Origin of the sequence: Nocardioides zeae (assembly GCF_010686755.1) — a bacterium.
Lineage (GTDB): Bacteria > Actinomycetota > Actinomycetes > Propionibacteriales > Nocardioidaceae > Nocardioides > Nocardioides zeae.
Genome location: NZ_JAAGXA010000001.1, coordinates 617725 through 636608, shown reverse-complemented (window position 1 = coordinate 636608; position 18884 = coordinate 617725). Strand labels below are relative to the sequence as shown.

Below are 18884 nucleotides of genomic sequence, written 5' to 3'. Positions count from 1 at the left end.
CCTTTCCTCAGCCCTCGGAGCCCGCGGACGCGGGCGAGGGCGGGCGGGTGAGGGCGAGCTCGGCGTCGCCGAGCGGAGCGAAGTACGACGCGACGTCCGCCTCCTGCAGGAGGTCGAGCGAGGCGGGCTCCCACCGCGGGGAGCGGTCCTTGTCGATGACCTGGGCGCGGACCCCCTCGGGGAAGTCGTGGCCGCGCAGCATCCGCAGGGCGATGCGGTACTCCTGCGCCAGCGCCTCCTCCAGGCTCCCCATGGCGCGTGCGGCGCGGAGGGCCCGCAGCGTCACCGCCACCGATGTCGGTGACTTCGTCGCGACGGTGTCGGCCGCCGCGTGCGCCTCGGGCTCGGGCCGCGCGCGCAGCGCGGCGACGATCTCGCGGGGGTCGTCGTGGCCGAAGCCGGCGTCGATCCACGCGCGGGCGGCGGTCAGCGCGCTCTCGGGGGCGGGCACCGCGACGGCGTCGAGCACCGTCTCGATGCTCCCCGCGGACGGGTCGGCGAGCTGCTCCACCAGCCGGTCGAGGTCGCTGGAGGCGACCATGCGGTCGGCCAGGCCGAGCTCCAGCGCGTCCGCGCCGTCGGCGTGGCCGGCGGTCAGCGCGACGTACGTGCCCAGCTCGCCGGGCGAGCGCGAGAGGAGCCAGGTGCCGCCCACGTCGGGGACGAAGCCGATGCCCGTCTCCGGCATGCCGATGCGGGTGCGCTCGGTGACCACGCGGTGCGAGGCGTGCGCCGAGACGCCCACCCCGCCGCCGAGCACGATGCCGTCCATGAGCGCGACGTAGGGCTTGGGGTAGCGGGCGATGAGCGCGTTGAGGTGGTACTCGTCGCGCCAGAAGTCCTCCGAGCCCGTGCCGCCCGTCGTGGCGTCGCGGTGGATCGCCACGATGTCGCCTCCGGCGCACAGCCCCCGCTCGCCGGCGCCACGGAGCACGACGACCTCGATCTCGGGGTCCTCGACCCACGCCCGGAGCGCCTCGTGGAGGAGCCCGACCATCTCGTGGGTCAACGCGTTGAGGGCACGCGGGCGGTTGAGGGTCAGCACGCCGGCCCGCCCGCGGCGCTCGACGAGGACGGTGGGCTCGACGGGCTGCTCCGGCTTCTCGGCCCGCTTCTCGGCCTGCTCGTCGGGGGCGCTCACGCTGCACCCTCCAGCGCCGCCCGGCTCACGATGACTCGCATGATCTCGTTCGTCCCTTCCAGGATCTGGTGGACGCGCAGGTCCCGCACCACGCGCTCCACGCCGTACTCGGCAAGGTAGCCGTAGCCGCCGTGGAGCTGCAGGGCCGCGTTCGCGGCCTCGAAGCACTGGTCCGTGACGAACTGCTTGGCCATCGCGCACAGCTGCACGGCGTCGGGGCTGCCCTCGTCCAGCGCCGTCGCCGCCCGCTCGAGCAGGCAGCGGGACGCCTCGATGCTGGTCGTCATGTCGGCGAGCTTGAACTGCAGCGCCTGCTGCGCGCTCAGCGGCTTGCCGAAGGCGATCCGCTCGCGCAGGTGCGCCGTCGCCCGCTCGACCGCCCACGACGCGCCGCCCAGGGAGCAGGCGGCGATGTTGATGCGGCCGCCGTTGAGTCCGCGCATGGCGATGGAGAAGCCCTCGCCCTCCTCGCCGAGGCGGTGCGACGCCGGGACGCGGACGTCCTCGAGCACCACCTGACGGGTGGGCTGCGCGTTCCACCCCATCTTCCGCTCGTTGGCCCCGAAGGAGAGCCCCTCGCTGTCGGCGGGCACGAGGAAGGCCGAGATGCCGCGGGCGTCCGGTCCGCCGGTGCGTGCCATGACGAGGTACGCGTCGGTGGAGCCCGCGCCGGAGATGAACTGCTTCACCCCGCGCAGCACGTACTCGTCACCGTCGCGCCGCGCGCTCGTGCGGATGGCGGCGGCGTCCGACCCGGCGTCGGGCTCGGTGAGGCAGTAGGAGGCGAGCTTCTGCATCGCGCTCAGCTCCGGCAACCACGCCGCCCGCACCTCGTCGGTGGCGAACGTGTCGACCATCCACGCCACCATGTTGTGGATGCTCACGTAGGCCGCGACCGCCGTGTCGCCGCGGGCCAGCTCGACGAAGACCGCCGCGGCGGCGCGCCGCGGGAGGCCGATGCCGCCGTGCTCCTCGCCGACGTAGAGGCCGCCGAGACCCAGCTCCCCCGCACGCTGCAGCACGTCGACGGGAAAGATCTTCTTCTCGTCGCGCTCCTGGGCGTACGGCGCCAGCTCGGCCTCGGCGAACTTCCGCACCGCCGCGATCATCGCGGCGAGATCGTCCTCGTCGAGGTTCACACCATCTCCGTTCTCGGGTCCGTCGGATCAGCAGTAGGACGTCCAACACTAGGACGTCCTACTAATAGTGCGACCGTGGCAGCCGTCATCCAGGAGTGGCAATGCCCAGCAACGCACGCGGGCTGTGCAGGAACGCACAGCCGGCCGCGTCGGGCCACCGGTCCGTTAATGCAAGTCTTTTGCAGTAGCGATAGGATCGCGATGTCTCGAGAACCCCCACACCCAGGAGCGACCGTTGTCCGACTACGTGCTTCCCGACCTGCCCTACGACTTCGGCGCACTCGAGCCCTACATCTCGGGGGCGATCATGGAGCTGCACCACGACAAGCACCACGCGACCTACGTCAAGGGCGTGAACTCGACGCTCGAGCAGCTCGAGGAGGCGCGCGAGACGAGCACGTTCACGCACCTCACGGGCCTGGAGAAGTCGCTGTCGTTCCACCTGGGCGGCCACCTGAACCACTCGATCTTCTGGCCGAACATGTCTCCCCACGGTGGCGACAAGCCGACCGGCGAGCTCGCTCAGGCCATCGACGAGTTCTTCGGGAGCTTCGACCAGTTCCGTGCGCAGTTCCACGCCAACGCCCTCGGCATCCAGGGCTCCGGCTGGTCGATCCTCGCCTGGGACGTCCTCGGCGAGCGGCTCCACGTCGTGCAGCTCTACGACCAGCAGGGCAACCTGCCCGCGTGCCTCGTGCCCCTGCTCATGCTGGACATGTGGGAGCACGCCTACTACCTCGACTACAAGAACGACAAGGCCACCTTCGTGGCGCAGTGGTGGAACATCGCCAACTGGGCCGACGTGCAGGACCGGTTCGAGCGCGCGCGGGCGCAGACCCCGGGACTCCTCGCATGAGCGCCCGACAGGAGACCGGGCTCGAGGGACTGCTGGGCTCCGCGCAGCAGGTCGCCGGTCTCGTCGCCGCCCGCGGTCGTGGCGACGTCGCCGGCGCCCGCACCCTCACCCGCCAGCTCGTCGAGGGCGGCGACCTCGCCGGCGGCGCGCTCCTCGTGGCGGAGCTCGCCCTCGGGCTCCTGGCCCGCGAGTCCGGCCAGAGCCTCGACGAGGTGGTCGGGCAGCTCAACCTCAGGCTGATGCAGATGCCGCACGGCTGATCGGGTCGATGCCTGACGGGAGACGCAGAACCGCCCCCGACCTGCCTGCTGGCTGGTCGGGGGCGGTTCCGTTGCGGTGGGCGATACTGGGTTCGAACCAGTGACCTCTTCGGTGTGAACGAAGCGCGCTACCACTGCGCCAATCGCCCGCGTGGTGCGGTCGCATACGTTAGCGCACCTCCCCCGTGAACTCACATCGGGGTCGTCCGTGCCTCACGGGTCGATGTCGGCGGCTTCCCGCTCGCGCCAGACCCGCTGGGCCTCGGCCGTCACCGGACCGGGCGCGGGCAGCTCGCGGTCGTTCCAGCGCCGTACCGCCTGGACGTCCCGCGTGGTGCTCACCAGGAACACCTCGTCGGCCGTCTCGGCGACCTCGATCGGCTCGTCGACCTCGCGCGCGCCGCACCAGGCGAGCACGAGCGCCCGGGTCACCCCGGCGAGGCAGCCGCTCGCCAGCGTGGGGGTGCGCAGCTCACCGTCCACGACGTAGAAGACGTTCGAGCCCGTGCCCTCGCAGAGGTGGCCCTGCGTGTTGGCGAAGATCGCCTCGCTCGCGCCCTGCTCGGTCGCGCGGGCGAGCGCGACGACGTTCTCGGCGTACGACGTCGTCTTCAGTCCCGCGACCGCACTGCGCTCGTTGCGGGTCCACGGCACGGTGACGATGTCGGTGACCGGCGGCAGCGGCTGCATGGGGACGGCGGAGACGAGGAGCGAGTACGGCGCGTCCCCCCGCCCCGAGCCGAGCGGGCCCGGGCCGCCCGTGACGGTGACCCGGAGGCGGCCGAAGGCCAGGTGCTCGGCAGCGAGAGCGGCGTCGACGCCCGCACGCACGGCGTCCACGTCCACCCGGTCGAGGCCGATGCCACGCGCCGACGAGACGAGGCGGTCGAGGTGGCGCGTGAGGGCGAACGCGCGCCCGTCCACGACCTTGATCGACTCGAAGACACCGTCCCCGACGGTCACCCCGTGGTCGGTCGCCGTCAGCACGGGCTGGTCGGGATCGTCGATCATGCGGCCGTTCACCCACGTCTTCATGGGCCGATGGTAGGCGGTCTGACCTGGGGATTCACGGCACCCGACACCTGCGGGGCCACCCCCACGACACCCCGTCGTGACCCGGATTTTGCACGCCCCCCGGCATCCGCTAATGTTCTCGACGCACGCCGAACCGGGCGAAAAACCCGGAGCGGAGCGCAAGCGGACGTAGCTCAGTTGGTAGAGCGCAACCTTGCCAAGGTTGAGGTCGCGAGTTCGAGCCTCGTCGTCCGCTCGGAGAGAAGTAGGTACCAGCCTCCACGGTGGAGTGGCCGAGAGGCGAGGCAACGGACTGCAAATCCGTCTACACGGGTTCAAATCCCGTCTCCACCTCGATAGCCTCCGGTCCCGCAAGGGATCGTTGGTCGTCTAGGGCGATTGGCGCAGTGGTAGCGCGCTTCCTTGACACGGAAGAGGTCACTGGTTCAAACCCAGTATCGCCCACCAGCTCGAACCTGCAGGTCAGCCCCCGTTCCGGAGAGATCCGAGACGGGGGCTTTCTCGTCGGCGCGGAAAGGGTCACGAACGACAGCCGGATCCCGCAGGAGCCGGTCGTCCGTGACCCTTTCTGCTGCGTCGTACGCTCGAGCCCGTAGCCAACCCCGCAAGGTCGGCGCACCAGGCCCCCGTCACCCGCGCGGTGACGGGGGCCTCGCCGTCACGACGCGGTCGATGGCGACCGGTCCCCGGGGTCGGCCGAGGGGCGCACCGGGGGCGACGGGCTCGTCGGCACCGACGGGATCCAGCACTGCCGCCACCCCAGGTGCCGGTCCAGCTCGAGGTACCGTCTCTCGCCGTCCACCACGACGAGCTGGGTCCAGCCGTTGCCGACCATCTCGTAGAGCTCGCGGTGCCGCGTCACGATGTCGCGGACGCGTGCGGGGTCGGCGGCCAGGACGACGAGGTGGCGCGCCGGCACGTGGCGCAGGTGGGCCGGGTCGACCAGCGGATCGCTGCCCGCGACCGTCTGCCACGGCAGCCCGACACGCAGGTCGCCGTGGGCTCCCGTCATCACGCCGACGTCGCCGACGACGTTGTGCGTGGTCTTGTCCCCCGCCCCCAACAGGTCGGGCGCCGCGGCGGAGAAGTAGTACTGGGCGCTGATCCAGTGGGTCACGACCACCGGGCCGGTCATGACCTGCTCCAGCACCTGACCGTCGGGGTCGAGGCTCGCGTCGTACGAGTGCAGGAACGTCGCACCGTCGAGGTCACGTCCAGCGGTGAGGTGACGCGGCCCGACGACGAGCGCCCGCACCCCGGCGAGCCCCCACTCGGGCATCGACTCGGCCCAGTCGGCGCCGCGGTCGACGACCGCGGCGAGCCGCCGGCGCCGTCCCGTGGTCGGCAGGGAACGGGCACGCTCGGCGCTCGCCGCGACGCCCGCCCGGGCGAGGTCGTCGGCCAGCGCGTCGAGCACCGTCGTGACCTCGGGTGACTCGTCGTCCCTCCGGCGCAGCAGGACGACCTCGTCGGTGGTGGTGTCGTGGACCGCCGCGACGGCGACCACGGAGGGCGGCACGACGAGCCCCCGCTCCGCCAGGGCGACCCGGACCAGCGGGTCGTTGAGCGCGGCCGCGACGAGCGCGGCGTTGGTGCGCCCGCTGTTCCCTCCGCACGCCCCGCAGTCGTAGGCCGAGGCGAACGCGTTGTTCTCCGTGCTCGACCCGTGCCCGACCACCACCAGCGGCTCGGGGCCGGGCACGGCGCCGTCGCCGAGCCGCGCGACGAGGCCCGTGGCGACCAGCAGCTGCGCGGCCGCGTCCACGGCGACCTCCTGCGGGAGCGGCTCCAGCTCCGGCGGGACCGCAGGGCGGGCGGGGGTGGTGAGCGCACGCCACCGACCGGGCGCCAGGGTGGCGCCCAGGGTGCCGAGGAGCGCCGGGACCCCGCTCATCTCGGCCCAGCCGAACGCGGCGGCGGGGTGGTGCCCGATGCGTCCGACCAGCTGCCGGACGGACGCCGACACCCCCGGCACGCTCGGCCGCTCCGCCGTCGTGGTCACCGGACGCAGGATGCCGGGGCAGAGGTCGGCGACCCCGCCCGAGGCGTCGCGGTGCCGCACGGCGAGGCCGAAGAAGCCGGCGTAGCCGTAGGTCTCGTGCCCGCCCTGCACCTCGAGGTGGCGGCGCATCCGCTCGGAGCGCGCGTCGATGCACCAGACGGAGTGCACGGGCCTCGCCGCCGCGTCCGGGGCGGACGCCTCCTGCGAGACCGGCGTCGACGTCGTCAGGTCGCGCAGCAACCCGTCGCGCACGGTGAGGTCGAGCGCGCGCTGCCAGACGCCGACGAGCTCCGCCGTGGTGGCGGCGTCACGGTCGCCGTACGCGCGGTCGACCGGGCCGGAGGTCGTCGCACGACCGCCGTCGAGCGCGGCACGGGCGACGACGACGTCGAGGGCGAGGGACAGGGCAGCGAGCTGGAGGAGCGCTCCCGTCCCGTCCGCCCCCCGCTCACGCCACTGCGCGTGGGCGGCCCACCCGCGACCGGCCGCGAGCGTGGCCGCGAGGTAGGTGTAGAAGTCGGTCTCCCCCACCAGCTCGACCACGTGGGGCCACAGCGCGGCGATCGCCGCCGCAGGGTCGTCCGGCAGGGAACGCGCCAGTGCCGAGGTCCCGGGCACCCGCCACGCCAGGTCGTGGGCGCGGCGCCGTGCCGACGCCAGCCACAACGACCAGGGGTCGTGCGGCGACCGAGCGTCCACGGTCGTGGAGCTCCAGGCGCGCGCCGCCCACGCGGCCACCTGCAGGTCGAGCACCTCGCCCGGGCGGCGACCCCGGCGGACGGTGATGCGGTCGCAGGCGCGGACGGCCACCGGTCCGTCCACCGACGACCGGTCGGCGCAGGCGCGGGTGAACGCGACGAGGTCGGCGGCGCCGACGCCGGACAGCGCCCCGGTGCGGGGCCGCCCTCCGTGGGGGGAGCGACGCGGTTCCGCGCCCGTCGGCTCCTGCTCGGCCAACGCCCGCCGGACGGCTGCGTCGCTGATGCGCCCGGCGGCGTGCAGGTCGAGGAACGTCGACAGCGAGGGTCGCGGATCGCGCCCGCACAGGATGCTCACCGTGGCGGCGGCGTCCTCCACGGCCAGGTTCTCCAGCGGGGCCAGCGGATTGGCCGCGACCAGGGAGCGCAGGGGCCACGCCGGACCGACCGTCGTCGCCGCGATGCCGACGACCGTCCCGAGCTGGCTCGCAGGCAGGCCGCCCGGCGACGCGGCCGGCTCGGCCGCGGTCAGCCGGACCCTGCCCCGGATCGTCCCGCCCGGGGGCAGCAGCGAGGCGGCCACGACCGTCGCGATCGGCCCGCCGCTCCCGGGCGTCAGCCGGGAGGCGGCGAGCCCGATGCCGACGACCAGGCCGGCCGCGGCCACTGCGAGCACCGGAGGAGGAGCGGAGCCCTCGGCGAACGCGTCGTGGACGGCGGGGTCGACGACGGCGAGCACGCCGACGTACGCCGCCGGCACACCGACCGCGAGCGCGCTCACGAGGAGGCGCGCACCCCGGCCGGCCCGGGGGATCCGACCTGCCTCCGCGAGGCCGAGGACCGCGACCGCCGCCGTGAGCGCCCCTGGGAGCGCGAGCTCCGGGGCCACCGCACCGACGGCGAGGCCGGCGACGACGACGGCAGCCAGCACCGGGACCGGGTGGACGCGGGACGGTCCGTCCGGGTCGGCGGCCGAGGTGCGCGCCCGATCGACCGCGCCACCCGCCCGGAGGAACAGCCACGCCTTCCAGCAGCCGTGCCCCAGCACGTGCACCAGGGCGGCCGCCGGCAGCCCCAGCCCGAGCTGGACGGCCACGAGGCCCATCTGGGCCGTCGTCGACCCGGCCAGCCGCCCCTTGACGTCGGGCCGGAGCCGCATGGCCGCGAGCCCGGCTCCGACGGAGGCGACACCGGCGACGGCCAGCACGACCAGTGCGGCCGGGGACGCGGCCAGCACCGACCAGTGCACCAGCGCGAACATCGCTCCCCCGTTGACCACGCCGGCGTGCAGCAGGGCGGAGACCGGTGACGGAGCCTCGGCCGTCTCGGGCAGCCACCGCTGGACGGGGACCGACGCCGACCGCACGAGCACGGCGATCGCCAGCAGCACGCTCGCCAGCGTCGTACCGGCCGCGGACCCGCCACCGGCGAGGACCGCGACGACCGCCAGCCAGAGCGCCGCGTCGCCCCACGCGAGACGGCTCGCGACGACGCGGGCGGCGCGGCGTGCCCGCTCGTCACCGCGGTGGGCCACGAGGGCCGCCGTCGCGGCGCCGCTCACGGTCCAGCCGATCGCCGACACCACCAGCCCGCCGGCGGAGACCATCGTGAGCAGGCCGCCGACGGCGACGACCAGGAGCACCGCGAAACGACCGAGGCGCGCCTGACCGCGCAGGTTCGTGGCGGCGTACCCCGCGACCAGCCACCCGAGCACCCCGACGTACGTCGCGAGCACCAGCCGCAACCACGTCGACGGTTCGTCGGGTGGGCGCACCGCGACCCCCAGGAGGAGGACGAGGACAGCTCCGAGCACGGCACCGCAGAGGACCCGACGGGTCACGACGAGAGAGTTCATGCGAAACATAAAACCGGAATTGCAATACGTGTGTCTAGATTCCTCTTTCCGTGGTTTGCGTCACTTCCCCACTACAGTGCGGCCATGTCGTCGAGCGATGCGCCCGGATGGACGTTCCTCAGCAACCACGGCCACGTCCTGGTCGCCCTGAGCCGGGATCCCGCCGCGCGCATCCGGGAGATCGCCGCGATCGTCGGCATCACGGAGCGGGCGGCCCAGGCGATCCTCAAGGACCTCGAGGTGGCGGGCTACGTGACGAAGGAGAAGGTCGGGCGGCGCAACGCCTACAGCCTCAACACCGACCTGCGCCTGCGACACCCCGCCGAGACCGAGACGTCGGTCCGCGACCTGCTCGACATCTTCGCCTGACCTGCCGGACCGGGTAGTCACGCACGCCTCCTGGTGTGCGAGGGTTGTTGCATGTTGTTCGCGATAACCACCAGCGGGCGGCCGTGAGCATCCTCGACCGCGCACCCACCGTGGCGCCGATCCCGGTCGACGACCCCGACCGCGACCCCCTCGGCGTCGGTGCGCAGCGCCGCCGCGCGACGCTCTGGGTGCTCGGACTGACCGCCGCGCTCCTCGTGACCCTCGTCGTCGGCGTCGGCGCCGGACCCGTCGCGGTCTCCCCCGGCGACTCGTTCCGCATCGTGCTGCACCACCTCACGGGGATCGGCGACGTCACGTGGGAGCGCCGCCACGACGCGATCGTCTGGCAGATCCGCACGCCGCGGGTCATCCTCGGCGCGGCCGTCGGCGCCGGCCTCGCGATGGCCGGCGTCGTCCTGCAGGCGATGGTGCGCAACATCCTCGCCGACCCCTACGTGCTGGGCATCAACTCGGGCGCCAGCTGCGGGGCGGCGGGGGCGATCCTGTTCGGCGCCGGTGCCGCGTTCGGCGACTACGCCCTCCAGGGCAGCGCCTTCCTCGGGGCGCTCGCAGCGTCCGCCCTCGTGTTCCTCGTCGCGCGTTCGGCGGGGCGGATCACCTCGGTGCGGCTCCTCATGGCGGGCGTCGCCATCGGCTACGCCCTGTCCGCGGCGACGAGCTTCCTCATCTTCGCCTCCGACTCCGCCGAGGGCGCCCGGTCGGTGATGTTCTGGCTGCTCGGCTCCCTGGGCCTGGCCGGGTGGAACGGTCCCCTCGCCGTGGTCGTGGTCGTGGTCGCCGCCACCGCCGCCACCCTCGTGCTCACCGGCCGTCGCCTCGACGCGCTCGTCGTCGGCGACGAGACGGCACTGACCCTCGGCATCCATCCCGAGCGGTTCCGCAGCCTGCTGCTCATCGGTGTCTCGCTGCTGGTGGGCGTGCTCGTCGCGATGGCCGGCAGCATCGGGTTCGTCGGCCTCGTCATCCCCCACCTCGCCCGCCGTCTCGTCGGCGGGGCACACCGCGCGGTGGTCCCCGTCGCCGCGCTCCTCGGCGCCGTCCTGCTCGTCTGGGCCGACGTGCTTGCCCGCACCGTCCTGGCGCCCCAGGAGATCCCGATCGGCATCATCACCGCCCTCGTCGGCGCCCCGTTCCTGCTGCTCCTCGTCCGCCGCTTCCAGGCCGTGCCCTCGTGAGCCGGCTCCGCGCGCACCGCCCCGACCACCACCCCAGGAGAACCGTGAGCAAGCCACCCCGCGCGACCGTCCGTCGCACCGCCTCGACCGCCGCCGCAGCGCTCCTGCTCGTGCCGCTCGCCGCCTGCGGCGAGGACGACGACGCCGCCGCCATCTCGGTCGAGAACTGCGGCGGCACCGTCGAGCTCGACGGCGCCCCCGAGCGGGTCGTCATGCTGAAGAGCGCTGCCGCGGTCACCCTGCACGAGCTCGGCGTGCTCGACCGCGTCGTGGCCCGGGCAGGGGTCTACCCGGCGGAGTACTACGACGCCGACACCCTCGCCGCCATCGACGAGGTCCCCCTGCTCACGGACCGCACCGACACCAGCGGCCACCTCCAGATCTCGCGCGAGGAGGTCGTCGCCGAGACGCCCGACCTGGTCCTGGGGCAGACGGAGACGATCACGCGGGACACGCTCGCGTCGAACGACATCGCCCTCATCGAGGAGCCCGCGTTCTGCGGCTCGCTCGACGGCGACGCGACGTTCGACGACCTCTACGACCAGGTGCGGCTGTACGGCGAGGTCTTCGAGCGCACCGACGAGGCCGACGCCTACGTGGCGGAGCTCGAGGAGCGGGTGGCCGCGGTCGAGGCCCGTGTGCCGACCGACGAGGACCGCACCGTCGCCGTGCTCTACCCGACGGTCGGGGGTGGCGTGACCTACGCCTACGGGCGTGGCTCGATGTCCGCCCCGCTCGTCGAGGCCGCCGGGCTGGAGAACGTCTTCGGCGACGTCGGCGACCGGGTCTTCGAGGTGAGCGCCGAGGAGATCGTGGCGCGCGACCCCGACGTCGTCATCCTGCTCCGCAGCGACGGTGACCCCGCGGAGGTCACGGAGGCGCTGACGTCCCTGCCCGGCGCGGACGCGCTGCGTGCCGTGGAGTCGGGCGCGATCCTCCCGCTGCTGCTCAACTACGCGGAGCCGCCGACGCCGCTGGCGGTCGACGGCCTCGAGCAGCTCGTGGACTTCCTGGAGCAGACGCGGTGATCGAGGCCCGCGACGTCGCCCACCGCTACGGCGACGTCGTCGTCGTGGACGGGGTCGACCTCCGGGTGCCGGCCGGCGGGACCGTGGGGCTCGTCGGCCCCAACGGCAGCGGCAAGACCACGCTGCTGCGCACGCTGTACGGCTCGCTCCAGCCGGCAGCCGGGCGCGTCGAGCTCGACGGGACCGACATCGGGGAGGTCCCCCGCAAGGAGCTGGCCCGCCAGGTCGCGGTCGTCGTCCAGGAGCACAGCGGCGACCTGCCGATGCGCGTGGCCGACCTCGTGCTGCTCGGTCGGCTGCCGCACCAGGGTCTCTCGTCCCGCCCGTCGACGCACGACCGCGACGTGGCGACGGCCGCCCTCCGGCGCGTGGGCGCGCTGCACCTCGCGACGCGGGAGTACGCGGGGCTCTCGGGCGGCGAGAAGCAGCGGGTGCTGATCGCCCGGGCGCTCACCCAGGAGGCGGAGCACCTCCTGCTGGACGAGCCGACCAACCACCTCGACATCCGCTACCAGCACGAGGTGCTCGACCTGGTCGCGACGCTGCCGACCAGCGTGGTCGTCGTGCTCCACGACCTCAACCTCGCGGCGCGCTACTGCGACCACCTCGTGCTCCTCGAGGCCGGGCGCGTGGTCGCGCAGGGCACCCCCGACGAGGTGCTCGTGCCCGAGGTGCTCGAGCCCGTCTACGAGGTCGAGGTGCGCCGCATCGAGCTCGACGGCGAGCTCCACCTGCTGTTCCGCAAGGCCCCCACCCGGATCGACGTGAGGAAGTCCGCATGAGCCACACCACCGCTGCCGAGCCGATCGCCGAGCAGGTCGACGCGGCCGCCCTCCAGGCGCGCCTCGACGAGTACTGGACGGGCCGCGCCGCGGCGTACCACCGCCGTCAGGTGGAGGGCGAGCGCGCCGCGCTCGACCGCGACCTGTGGACGCGGGTGTGGCGCGGAGCCCTGGGGCCGCGGCCGCTGCGGGTGCTGGACGTCGGGACGGGCTCGGGCTACGTGGCGCACGTGCTCGCCGAGCTCGGCCACGACGTCGTCGGCCTCGACAGCGCGGACGGCATGCTCGCCGAGGCCCGGCGCGACGCCGACGAGCGTCGTCGCGACGACCGCCCCGCCGCACGGTTCGTCCGCGGCGACGCGGTGCGCCCCGGGGACACGGACGAGATCGGGCACACCCCGTTCGACGCGGTCACGAGCCGCTGGCTGCTCTGGACGTTGCGCGACCCCGTCGACGCCGTCCGGGCCTGGAGCGCGCTCGTGCGGCCGGGCGGCACCATCGCCTGCGTCGACGCGAACTGGTACCCCGACGGCATCGACCGCGGCGTCGCCGTCGAGTCGGCCGACGGGCCCGACGCCTTCGGACGCACCTACGACCTGAGCGCCGAGGCCGCGCTGCCCCTCGCGACCTCCGCGGACGCGGACGCCTTCGTCGACGTGTTCCGCGCCGCCGGCCTCGTGGACGTCGCCACGACGCCGATCCACGAGGTCGCCGAGCTCGACCGCCGCTTCGGGGTCTCCCCCGGCCACGAGTCGCGGCCCCAGCACCTGGTGACGGGACGGGTCCCCCTCACCTGAGCGCCGTGGCCTCAGCGCGCCGTTGTCCGTGGCGCTGGGGCCACGACCGCCGGGGCGCGGGTGTCACTCGCGATCGCGCCGTCGGCCAGCGCCACGATGCGGTCCGCTCCGGCGAGCACCGCCGGGTCGTGCGACACGCACACGACGGCGGCGCCGCGCGCCGCCTCGTCCGCCATCACGGCGCGGATGCGCTCCCCGCTCGCGGCGTCGAGCCCCGTCGTGGGCTCGTCGAGGAGCACCAGGTCCGCCCGCGCCGCGAGGCCCTGGGCCAGCAGGGCCCGCTGGCGCTGCCCGCCGGACAGCGCGCCGTACGGACGTCGTGCGAGGTCCGCGACCTCGAGCCGCTGCAGGGCCTCGTCCACCGCGGCGCGCGCCGCCGCGTCGGCGCGGCGCCACGCCCCGAGGCGCCCCCACGTGCCCACCGCGACGACGTCGCGGACGGTGATGGGGAGCAGGTCGGAGACCCCGGCGCGCTGCGGCACGACGGCGACCGACCCGGTCGCCGTGCGCGAGCCGCGGGACGGCACACGCGTTCCTGCGACGACCTCGAGCAGCGTGGACTTCCCGGCGCCGTTGGGTCCGGCGACGACCGTCACCGCGCCGGCGTGGAGGTCGAGCGAGACGTCGCGCAGCGCGGCCCGGGCGCCGAAGGCGACGTCGACGTCGCGGAGCTGGACGCAGGGGGAGGAAGGCACGGCTCCACCCTACCGCTTTTGATAATCATTCCCACTTGTGGCTAGGGTCCCGGCCCGTGACCTTCCTCGTCGACGCGCTGCTCGAGCCGTTCTCGCTCGCGTTCCTCCAGCGGGCCCTGCTGGGCGGCGCCCTCGTCGCCGTGCTCTGCGGCGTCGTCGGCACCTGGGTCGTCGTGCGCGGGATGGCCTTCCTCGGCGAGGCGCTGGCCCACGGGATGCTGCCCGGGGTGGCCCTCGCGACCGTGCTGGGGGCGCCGGTGCTCGTCGGGGGCGCCGTCAGCGCCGTCGTCATGAGCCTCGGGATCGGCGCCCTGCAGCGCCGGGGGTCGCTGTCCTACGACACGAGCATCGGCCTGCTCTTCGTCGCGATGCTGGCCCTCGGCGTCATCGTGATCTCGCACTCGGGGAGCTTCGCCACCGACGCGACCGCGATCCTCTTCGGCGACATCCTGGCCATCGCCCCCGTCGACGTCCTGCTGCTCGCGGTCGCCGCCACCGTCGGGCTGGCGGTGGCGGTCCTCGCGCACCGCCCGCTCGTCGCGCTGGCCGTCGACCCCCGCATCGCGGCCGTCCTCGGGCTCCGGCCCCGGCTCGCGCAAGCCGCGCTCGTCGGCCTGGTGACGCTCGCGGTGGTGGCGTCGTACCAGGCCGTCGGCTCCCTCCTCGTCGTCGGCCTGCTCCTCGCGCCGGCCGTCGCCGCCGGTCACTGGACGGTGCGCCTCCCCACCCGCATGGCGCTCGCCGCCGTCCTCGGGACGGTGGCCGTCGCGGCGGGACTCCTCGCGTCGTGGCACGCGGCCACCGCCGCGGGCGCCTCCGTCGCCGCGGCGGCGATCGCGATCGCCTGCCTGTCGTGGGTGGTACGCCGCGGGGTCGCGTCCCTGCGGCCCGCCGCCTGACCCCCGCCACCGGCCCCCTGCCCCCGTCCCGTTCCCGTTCCCGTTCCCGTTCCCGTTCCTGCCGAGAGGATCCCGTGCCCCTCCCCTTCCCCCGCCTCCTCGGCGCCGTGCTGGTGCTGTCCGTGGCCGGCTGCGCCGCCGGCGACACCGACGGAGGCGACGGACCGCCCGCGTCCGTCGCCGGGTCGTCCGACGGACACGGCGCCGTCGCGGGCGCTGCCGAGGTCTCCGAGCCGCCGCTCGGCCTCACGACGGTGGACCCGTCCGGCACCGTCACCCACCTCGACCTGCTCGACGAGAGCACGACGGAGATCGGCACCGTCGGCGCACCGAGCGCGATGACGACCGACGGCCGGTACCTGTTCGTGCAGACCGACGCGGGCGTCGAGGTCGTCGACAGCGGTCGGTGGACCTGGGACCACGTCGACCACTTCCACTACTACCGCGCGGAGCCCCGCGAGGTCGGTGCGGTGAGCGGCGACGGCCCGGCGACGATCGCCACCACGAACTCCTCGACGACGTCGGGCACGGGCGTCTACTTCGCCGGCTCCGGCGAGGCCGTGCTCCTCGACACCGCGGCGCTCTCCGCGGGGGACCTCGTCGAGCGGTTCCGGCTGGGGACCGCCCCGCACGACGGCATGGTGGTGCCGGTCGGGTCGTTCGCGCTCGTGACCGCTGCGGGCGCCGACGGCACCGCGGGCACGGTGCGCGGCTTCACCGCCGACGGCGACCCGACCGGCCTCGAGGAGCCCTGCACCGCGGCGTCGGGCACGATCACCACCCGCGTGGGGGCCGTCGTCGGCTGCGCCGACGGGGCGCTCCTCGCGAGCGTCGTCGACGACGAGCTCACCGTCGAGCGGATCCCCTACCCGGCCGGTACGACGGCAGCGCCGGCCACCGCGTTCGCGAACCGCGAGGGCCGTCCGACGGTCGCCGCGCTCGCCGGCCCCGAGGGCGCCGACGGGGTGTGGTTGCTCGACACGCGCGAGCGCTCCTGGACGCTGCTCCCCGCACCCGGACCGCTCGTGGCGGTCAGCGCGGTCGACGACGAGGACGAGCACGTCGTCGCCCTCGCCACCGACGGCCGGGTGCTCGTGATGGACGGCAACGACGGCACGCTGCTCGCCGCGACGGAACCCCTGGTGGCCGCGTCGCTCGACGCCGGGCTCACCCCCACCCTCGCGACCGACCAGCAGCGCACCTACCTGTCCGGTCCCGTCGAGCAGCAGCTGCACGAGATCGACGTGGCCGACGACGCCCGCGTCGCCCGGTCCTTCACGACCGACACCGAGCCCCTCTTCACCGCCTCGACAGGACGCTGACGTGCGCCGTACCCGCCTCCTCGCACTGCCCGCCGCCCTCCTCGCCGCGAGCGCCCTGACCGCCTGCGACGTCGGCTCCGCGGACGGACCGCTCATCGTGGTCTCCACCAACATCCTCGGCGACGTCGTCGAGAACGTCGTGGGCGACCAGGCCGAGGTGCTCACCCTCATGCGCCCCGACGCCGATCCGCACTCCTTCGAGGTCTCGGCCCAGGAGGCTGCCCGGATGCGCTCGGCCGACCTGGTGGTCTCCAACGGGCTCGGTCTCGAGGAGGGGCTGCAGCAGCACCTCGACGCCGCGGTCGACGACGGGGTCACCGCGTTCGTCGCGGGTGACGAGATCGAGGTGCTCGAGTACGCCGAGGGCGACGCCGCCGGCGCCCCGGACCCCCACTTCTGGACCGATCCCGCCCGGGTGCTCGACGTGCTCGACGCCCTCGAGCCCGCGCTCGCCGAGGTGGAGGGCATCGACGCCGACCGCCTCGCGGACGACGTCGCGGCGTACCGGGCCTCGGTGGCCGGGCTGGAGACCGAGATGGCGGAGGCCTTCGCAGCCGTCCCCGCCGATCGGCGGGCGCTCGTGACCAACCACCACGTGTTCGGCTACCTCGCCGACCGCTTCGACTTCGACGTCGTGGGGGCCGTGATCCCCGGCGGCACGACGCTCGCCGCGCCGTCGGCCTCCGACCTCTCCGACCTGGTCGAGGCCGTCGAGGACACCGGCGTCCCGGCCGTCTTCGCGGAGTCCTCCTCCCCGGACCGCCTCGTCCAGGCGCTCGCCAGCGAGGCCGACGTGCAGGTCGAGGTCGTCGAGCTCTACACCGAGTCGCTGACCGCCGCCGACGGCGGCGCGCCCGACTACCTGACGATGATGCGCGTCAACACGCAGCGCATCGCCTCGGCGCTCTCCTGAGCGCCGTCCCGCTCCCCCACCAATCCACGAAGAGGAACTCGATGCGCACCTTCCACCGACCCCGCGCGGCCGCCCTCGGCGCCGTCAGCGCCCTGGCCCTGACGACGCTCGCCGCCTGCTCCTCCGGCGACGCCGGAGACGCCGCCCAGTCCGACGACGGCACCACCGCCGCGTCCACCTCGAACGCCGGACCCCGCCTGGCGGTCGCTCACGAGGGCGGCATCCTCGTGCTCGACGGCACCACGCTCGAGACCGTCGCCGAGCTGGACTCCGAGGAGTTCACCCGCCTCAACCCGGCCGGGGACGGCCGGAACGTCATGGTCACCGTCGCCGACGGCTTCCAGGTGCTCGACACCGGTGCCGGCACCGCCGAGGGCGCGACCCTGACCGACCTGGTCTTCCCGGCCGACACCCCGGGACACGTGGTGCGCCACGCCGACAAGACCGTCCTCTACGCCGACGGCACGAGCGACACGACGATCGTCGAGACCGCCGCCCTCGCGGACGCCGTCGCCGCCGGGGAGCTCCCCGCGGCGGAGACCGTCCCCGGCGTCGAGGCCCACCACGGCGTCTCGATCGTGCTCGAGGACGGCACCTTCCTGACGACGGTCGGCAACGCCGACGGCCGCTCCGGCATCGAGGTCCGGGACGCCGCCGGCGAGGTCGTCGCACGCAACGACGACTGCCCCGGGGTGCACGGCGAGGGCACCGCCCGGGACGAGGCGGTGGTGTTCGGCTGCGAGGACGGGGCGCTCGTCTACCAGGACGGCACGATCACCAAGCTCGCCGCTCCCGACCAGCCGTACGGCCGCATGGGCAACGCGTTCACCACCGACACCAGCCCCGTCGTGCTCGGCGACTACAAGACCGACCCGGACGCCGAGGGCTACCTCCTCGACGCCGTGACGCTCATCGACACCGCCGCCGGGACGCTCGACGTGGTCGAGCTGCCCGAGGGCGCGTCGTACACCTTCCGCGACCTCGCGCGCGGGCCCGATGACCTGGGCTACGTCCTCGCGACCGACGGCGCGATCCACGTCATCGACCCGACCACGGGCGAGATCGTCGACGCGTTCGAGGTCATCGCGCCCTGGGAGGGTCCCGTCGAGTGGCAGGACCCGCACCCCGCCATCCAGGTCGCGGGCGACGTCGCCTACGTGACGGAGCCCGCCACGAACGGCGTGCACGCCGTCGACCTCACCTCCGGCGAGGTGGTCGCGAGCGCCGAGCTCGACGTCACGCCCAACGAGATCGCTCCCGCGGCGGGCTGAGCCCGGTCACGACGACGGCCCTCCGGCGTCACGGACGCCGGGGGGCCGTTGCCGTTAGGGTCCCCTCCCATGAAGCGAACCTCTCTCGGGACCATCGCGCTCGCCCTCGCCCTCCCCCTCGCCGTCTCCGCCTGCTCGGGATCGGACGACGCGGACGGCGACGCTGCGGAGACGGCGACCCCCGACCCCGTCGCCGAGAACGCGGCCGAGGTCGGCGTGGGCGACGCGGTCGAGCTGCCCGACGGCCTCTCGGTCACCGTCACCGCGATGGAGGTCGGCGGCGACAGCGGCGGACCGTGGGTGTCCGCCGAGGTCGTCGTGGACAACCCCACCGACGTGGAGGGCGCCGTGCCCACCTTCGGCCTCGTGTGTGCCGAGGGCCCCGCGATCGGCGACTACGCCGCGGGCTCGACCATCGTGATCGGCGATCCGCTGGCGGCGGGCGAGACCGTCACGGGCACCCTCAACCTGCTGCTGCCCGGCGACACCCGCTCCGGCACCGAGGTGCCGACCTGCACGGCGCCCGCCTACGTGCAGGCGGCGTCGGTGACCACCGCCGACCTCGAGGCGACCACCGGCCGCGTCGACGTGCCCGCCGCGGTGCTCGAGCAGCTCGGCTGAGGGCG

The 18884-nt window shown here is 74.2% G+C and carries 17 protein-coding genes and 4 tRNA genes; 15 read left to right on the top strand and 6 right to left on the bottom strand.

Annotation, left to right across the window (positions count from 1 at the left end; genetic code table 11):
* Window positions 1–7: 7 nt before the first annotated feature.
* Both G3T38_RS03055 and G3T38_RS03050 read right to left on the bottom strand, forming a co-directional pair.
* Entirely contained in the window at window positions 8–1141 is a 1134-nt protein-coding gene (locus tag G3T38_RS03055; protein ID WP_163770557.1) for a 3-hydroxyisobutyryl-CoA hydrolase, read from the bottom strand.
* Window positions 1138–2280 (bottom strand): acyl-CoA dehydrogenase family protein, encoded by a 1143-nt coding sequence (locus tag G3T38_RS03050; RefSeq protein ID WP_338037427.1) that lies wholly within the window; start codon window positions 2278–2280, stop codon window positions 1138–1140. Before G3T38_RS03050 ends, G3T38_RS03055 begins: the two co-directional genes overlap by 4 nt.
* A 235-nt stretch (window positions 2281–2515) precedes the next feature.
* On the opposite strand from G3T38_RS03050, the gene G3T38_RS03045 reads away from it, so the two are divergent.
* Both G3T38_RS03045 and G3T38_RS03040 read left to right on the top strand, forming a co-directional pair.
* Window positions 2516–3136 (top strand): superoxide dismutase, encoded by a 621-nt coding sequence (locus G3T38_RS03045; RefSeq protein WP_163770556.1) that lies wholly within the window; start codon window positions 2516–2518, stop codon window positions 3134–3136.
* Window positions 3133–3396, top strand: a complete 264-nt coding sequence (locus tag G3T38_RS03040) for a hypothetical protein (RefSeq protein ID WP_163770555.1) — start codon at window positions 3133–3135, stop codon at window positions 3394–3396. Before G3T38_RS03045 ends, G3T38_RS03040 begins: the two co-directional genes overlap by 4 nt.
* 77 nt (window positions 3397–3473) lie before the next feature.
* Here G3T38_RS03040 and G3T38_RS03035 read toward each other — a convergent pair.
* Together G3T38_RS03035 and G3T38_RS03030 are read right to left on the bottom strand one after the other, a co-directional pair.
* Window positions 3474–3545, bottom strand: a tRNA-Val gene (locus G3T38_RS03035).
* A gap of 64 nt (window positions 3546–3609) precedes the next feature.
* Window positions 3610–4431 (bottom strand): aminotransferase class IV, encoded by an 822-nt coding sequence (locus tag G3T38_RS03030; RefSeq protein ID WP_163770554.1) that lies wholly within the window; start codon window positions 4429–4431, stop codon window positions 3610–3612.
* Window positions 4432–4593: 162 nt separating this feature from the next.
* On the opposite strand from G3T38_RS03030, the gene G3T38_RS03025 reads away from it, so the two are divergent.
* From G3T38_RS03025 to G3T38_RS03015, 3 genes are all read left to right on the top strand, one after another.
* Window positions 4594–4666, top strand: a tRNA-Gly gene (locus tag G3T38_RS03025).
* A gap of 27 nt (window positions 4667–4693) precedes the next feature.
* A tRNA-Cys gene (locus G3T38_RS03020) sits at window positions 4694–4764 on the top strand.
* 39 nt (window positions 4765–4803) lie between these two features.
* A tRNA-Val gene (locus G3T38_RS03015) sits at window positions 4804–4878 on the top strand.
* A gap of 211 nt (window positions 4879–5089) precedes the next feature.
* Here G3T38_RS03015 and G3T38_RS03010 read toward each other — a convergent pair.
* A complete protein-coding gene (locus tag G3T38_RS03010) occupies window positions 5090–8986 on the bottom strand; it encodes a putative inorganic carbon transporter subunit DabA (RefSeq protein WP_163770553.1) in 3897 nt (1298 codons plus the stop codon).
* Window positions 8987–9070: 84 nt separating this feature from the next.
* Between G3T38_RS03010 and G3T38_RS03005 the strand changes: the two genes are divergently transcribed.
* The 5 genes from G3T38_RS03005 to G3T38_RS02985 all read left to right on the top strand — a co-directional run bounded on the left by G3T38_RS03005 (window position 9071) and on the right by G3T38_RS02985 (window position 13158).
* On the top strand, window positions 9071–9355 hold the full coding sequence (locus G3T38_RS03005) for a helix-turn-helix transcriptional regulator (protein ID WP_163770552.1): 285 nt from the start codon (window positions 9071–9073) through the stop codon (window positions 9353–9355).
* 83 nt (window positions 9356–9438) lie between these two features.
* Entirely contained in the window at window positions 9439–10551 is a 1113-nt protein-coding gene (locus G3T38_RS03000) for a FecCD family ABC transporter permease (protein WP_338037426.1), read from the top strand.
* 44 nt (window positions 10552–10595) lie between these two features.
* Entirely contained in the window at window positions 10596–11579 is a 984-nt protein-coding gene (locus G3T38_RS02995) for an ABC transporter substrate-binding protein (RefSeq protein WP_338037425.1), read from the top strand.
* Entirely contained in the window at window positions 11576–12361 is a 786-nt protein-coding gene (locus tag G3T38_RS02990) for an ATP-binding cassette domain-containing protein (protein ID WP_163770551.1), read from the top strand. Before G3T38_RS02995 ends, G3T38_RS02990 begins: the two co-directional genes overlap by 4 nt.
* Window positions 12358–13158, top strand: coding sequence for a class I SAM-dependent methyltransferase (locus G3T38_RS02985; RefSeq protein ID WP_163770550.1), 801 nt, complete (start codon window positions 12358–12360; stop codon window positions 13156–13158). The genes G3T38_RS02990 and G3T38_RS02985 overlap by 4 nt, the downstream gene beginning before the upstream one ends.
* 11 nt (window positions 13159–13169) lie before the next feature.
* Here the strand turns inward: G3T38_RS02985 and aztA are convergent, their stop codons facing one another.
* Complete coding sequence (gene aztA / locus G3T38_RS02980) at window positions 13170–13853, bottom strand: zinc ABC transporter ATP-binding protein AztA (protein ID WP_163770549.1); 684 nt, start codon at window positions 13851–13853, stop codon at window positions 13170–13172.
* Between the two features lie 56 nt (window positions 13854–13909).
* On the opposite strand from aztA, the gene aztB reads away from it, so the two are divergent.
* The 5 genes from aztB (at window position 13910) to G3T38_RS02955 (ending at window position 18879) form a co-directional block, all read left to right on the top strand.
* Entirely contained in the window at window positions 13910–14752 is an 843-nt protein-coding gene (aztB, locus tag G3T38_RS02975; protein WP_163770548.1) for a zinc ABC transporter permease AztB, read from the top strand.
* Between the two features lie 74 nt (window positions 14753–14826).
* The gene (locus G3T38_RS02970) at window positions 14827–16074 is read left to right on the top strand and encodes an ABC transporter (RefSeq protein ID WP_163770547.1); all 1248 of its coding nucleotides are present in this window, start codon (window positions 14827–14829) and stop codon (window positions 16072–16074) included.
* Between the two features lies 1 nt (window position 16075).
* The gene (gene aztC, locus G3T38_RS02965; RefSeq protein ID WP_163770546.1) at window positions 16076–16987 is read left to right on the top strand and encodes a zinc ABC transporter substrate-binding protein AztC; all 912 of its coding nucleotides are present in this window, start codon (window positions 16076–16078) and stop codon (window positions 16985–16987) included.
* A 41-nt stretch (window positions 16988–17028) separates the two neighbouring features.
* A complete protein-coding gene (gene aztD, locus G3T38_RS02960) occupies window positions 17029–18258 on the top strand; it encodes a zinc metallochaperone AztD (RefSeq protein ID WP_163770545.1) in 1230 nt (409 codons plus the stop codon).
* Between the two features lie 69 nt (window positions 18259–18327).
* Window positions 18328–18879: a hypothetical protein gene (locus G3T38_RS02955; RefSeq protein ID WP_163770544.1), complete on the top strand. Its 552-nt coding sequence runs from the start codon at window positions 18328–18330 to the stop codon at window positions 18877–18879.
* Window positions 18880–18884: the final 5 nt, after the last annotated feature.

Excerpts from the sequence above, each read along its gene's own strand:
- G3T38_RS03005 (WP_163770552.1), top strand. The coding sequence starts at position 9,071 with ATGTCGTCGAGCGATGCGCCCGGATGGACGTTCCTCAGCAACCACGGC.
- G3T38_RS02955 (WP_163770544.1), top strand. The coding sequence starts at position 18,328 with ATGAAGCGAACCTCTCTCGGGACCATCGCGCTCGCCCTCGCCCTCCCC.
- G3T38_RS02985 (WP_163770550.1), top strand. The coding sequence starts at position 12,358 with ATGAGCCACACCACCGCTGCCGAGCCGATCGCCGAGCAGGTCGACGCG.
- G3T38_RS03030 (WP_163770554.1), bottom strand. The coding sequence starts at position 4,431 with ATGAAGACGTGGGTGAACGGCCGCATGATCGACGATCCCGACCAGCCC.
- G3T38_RS03040 (WP_163770555.1), top strand. The coding sequence starts at position 3,133 with ATGAGCGCCCGACAGGAGACCGGGCTCGAGGGACTGCTGGGCTCCGCG.
- G3T38_RS03010 (WP_163770553.1), bottom strand. The coding sequence starts at position 8,986 with ATGAACTCTCTCGTCGTGACCCGTCGGGTCCTCTGCGGTGCCGTGCTC.
- aztD (WP_163770545.1), top strand. The coding sequence starts at position 17,029 with ATGCGCACCTTCCACCGACCCCGCGCGGCCGCCCTCGGCGCCGTCAGC.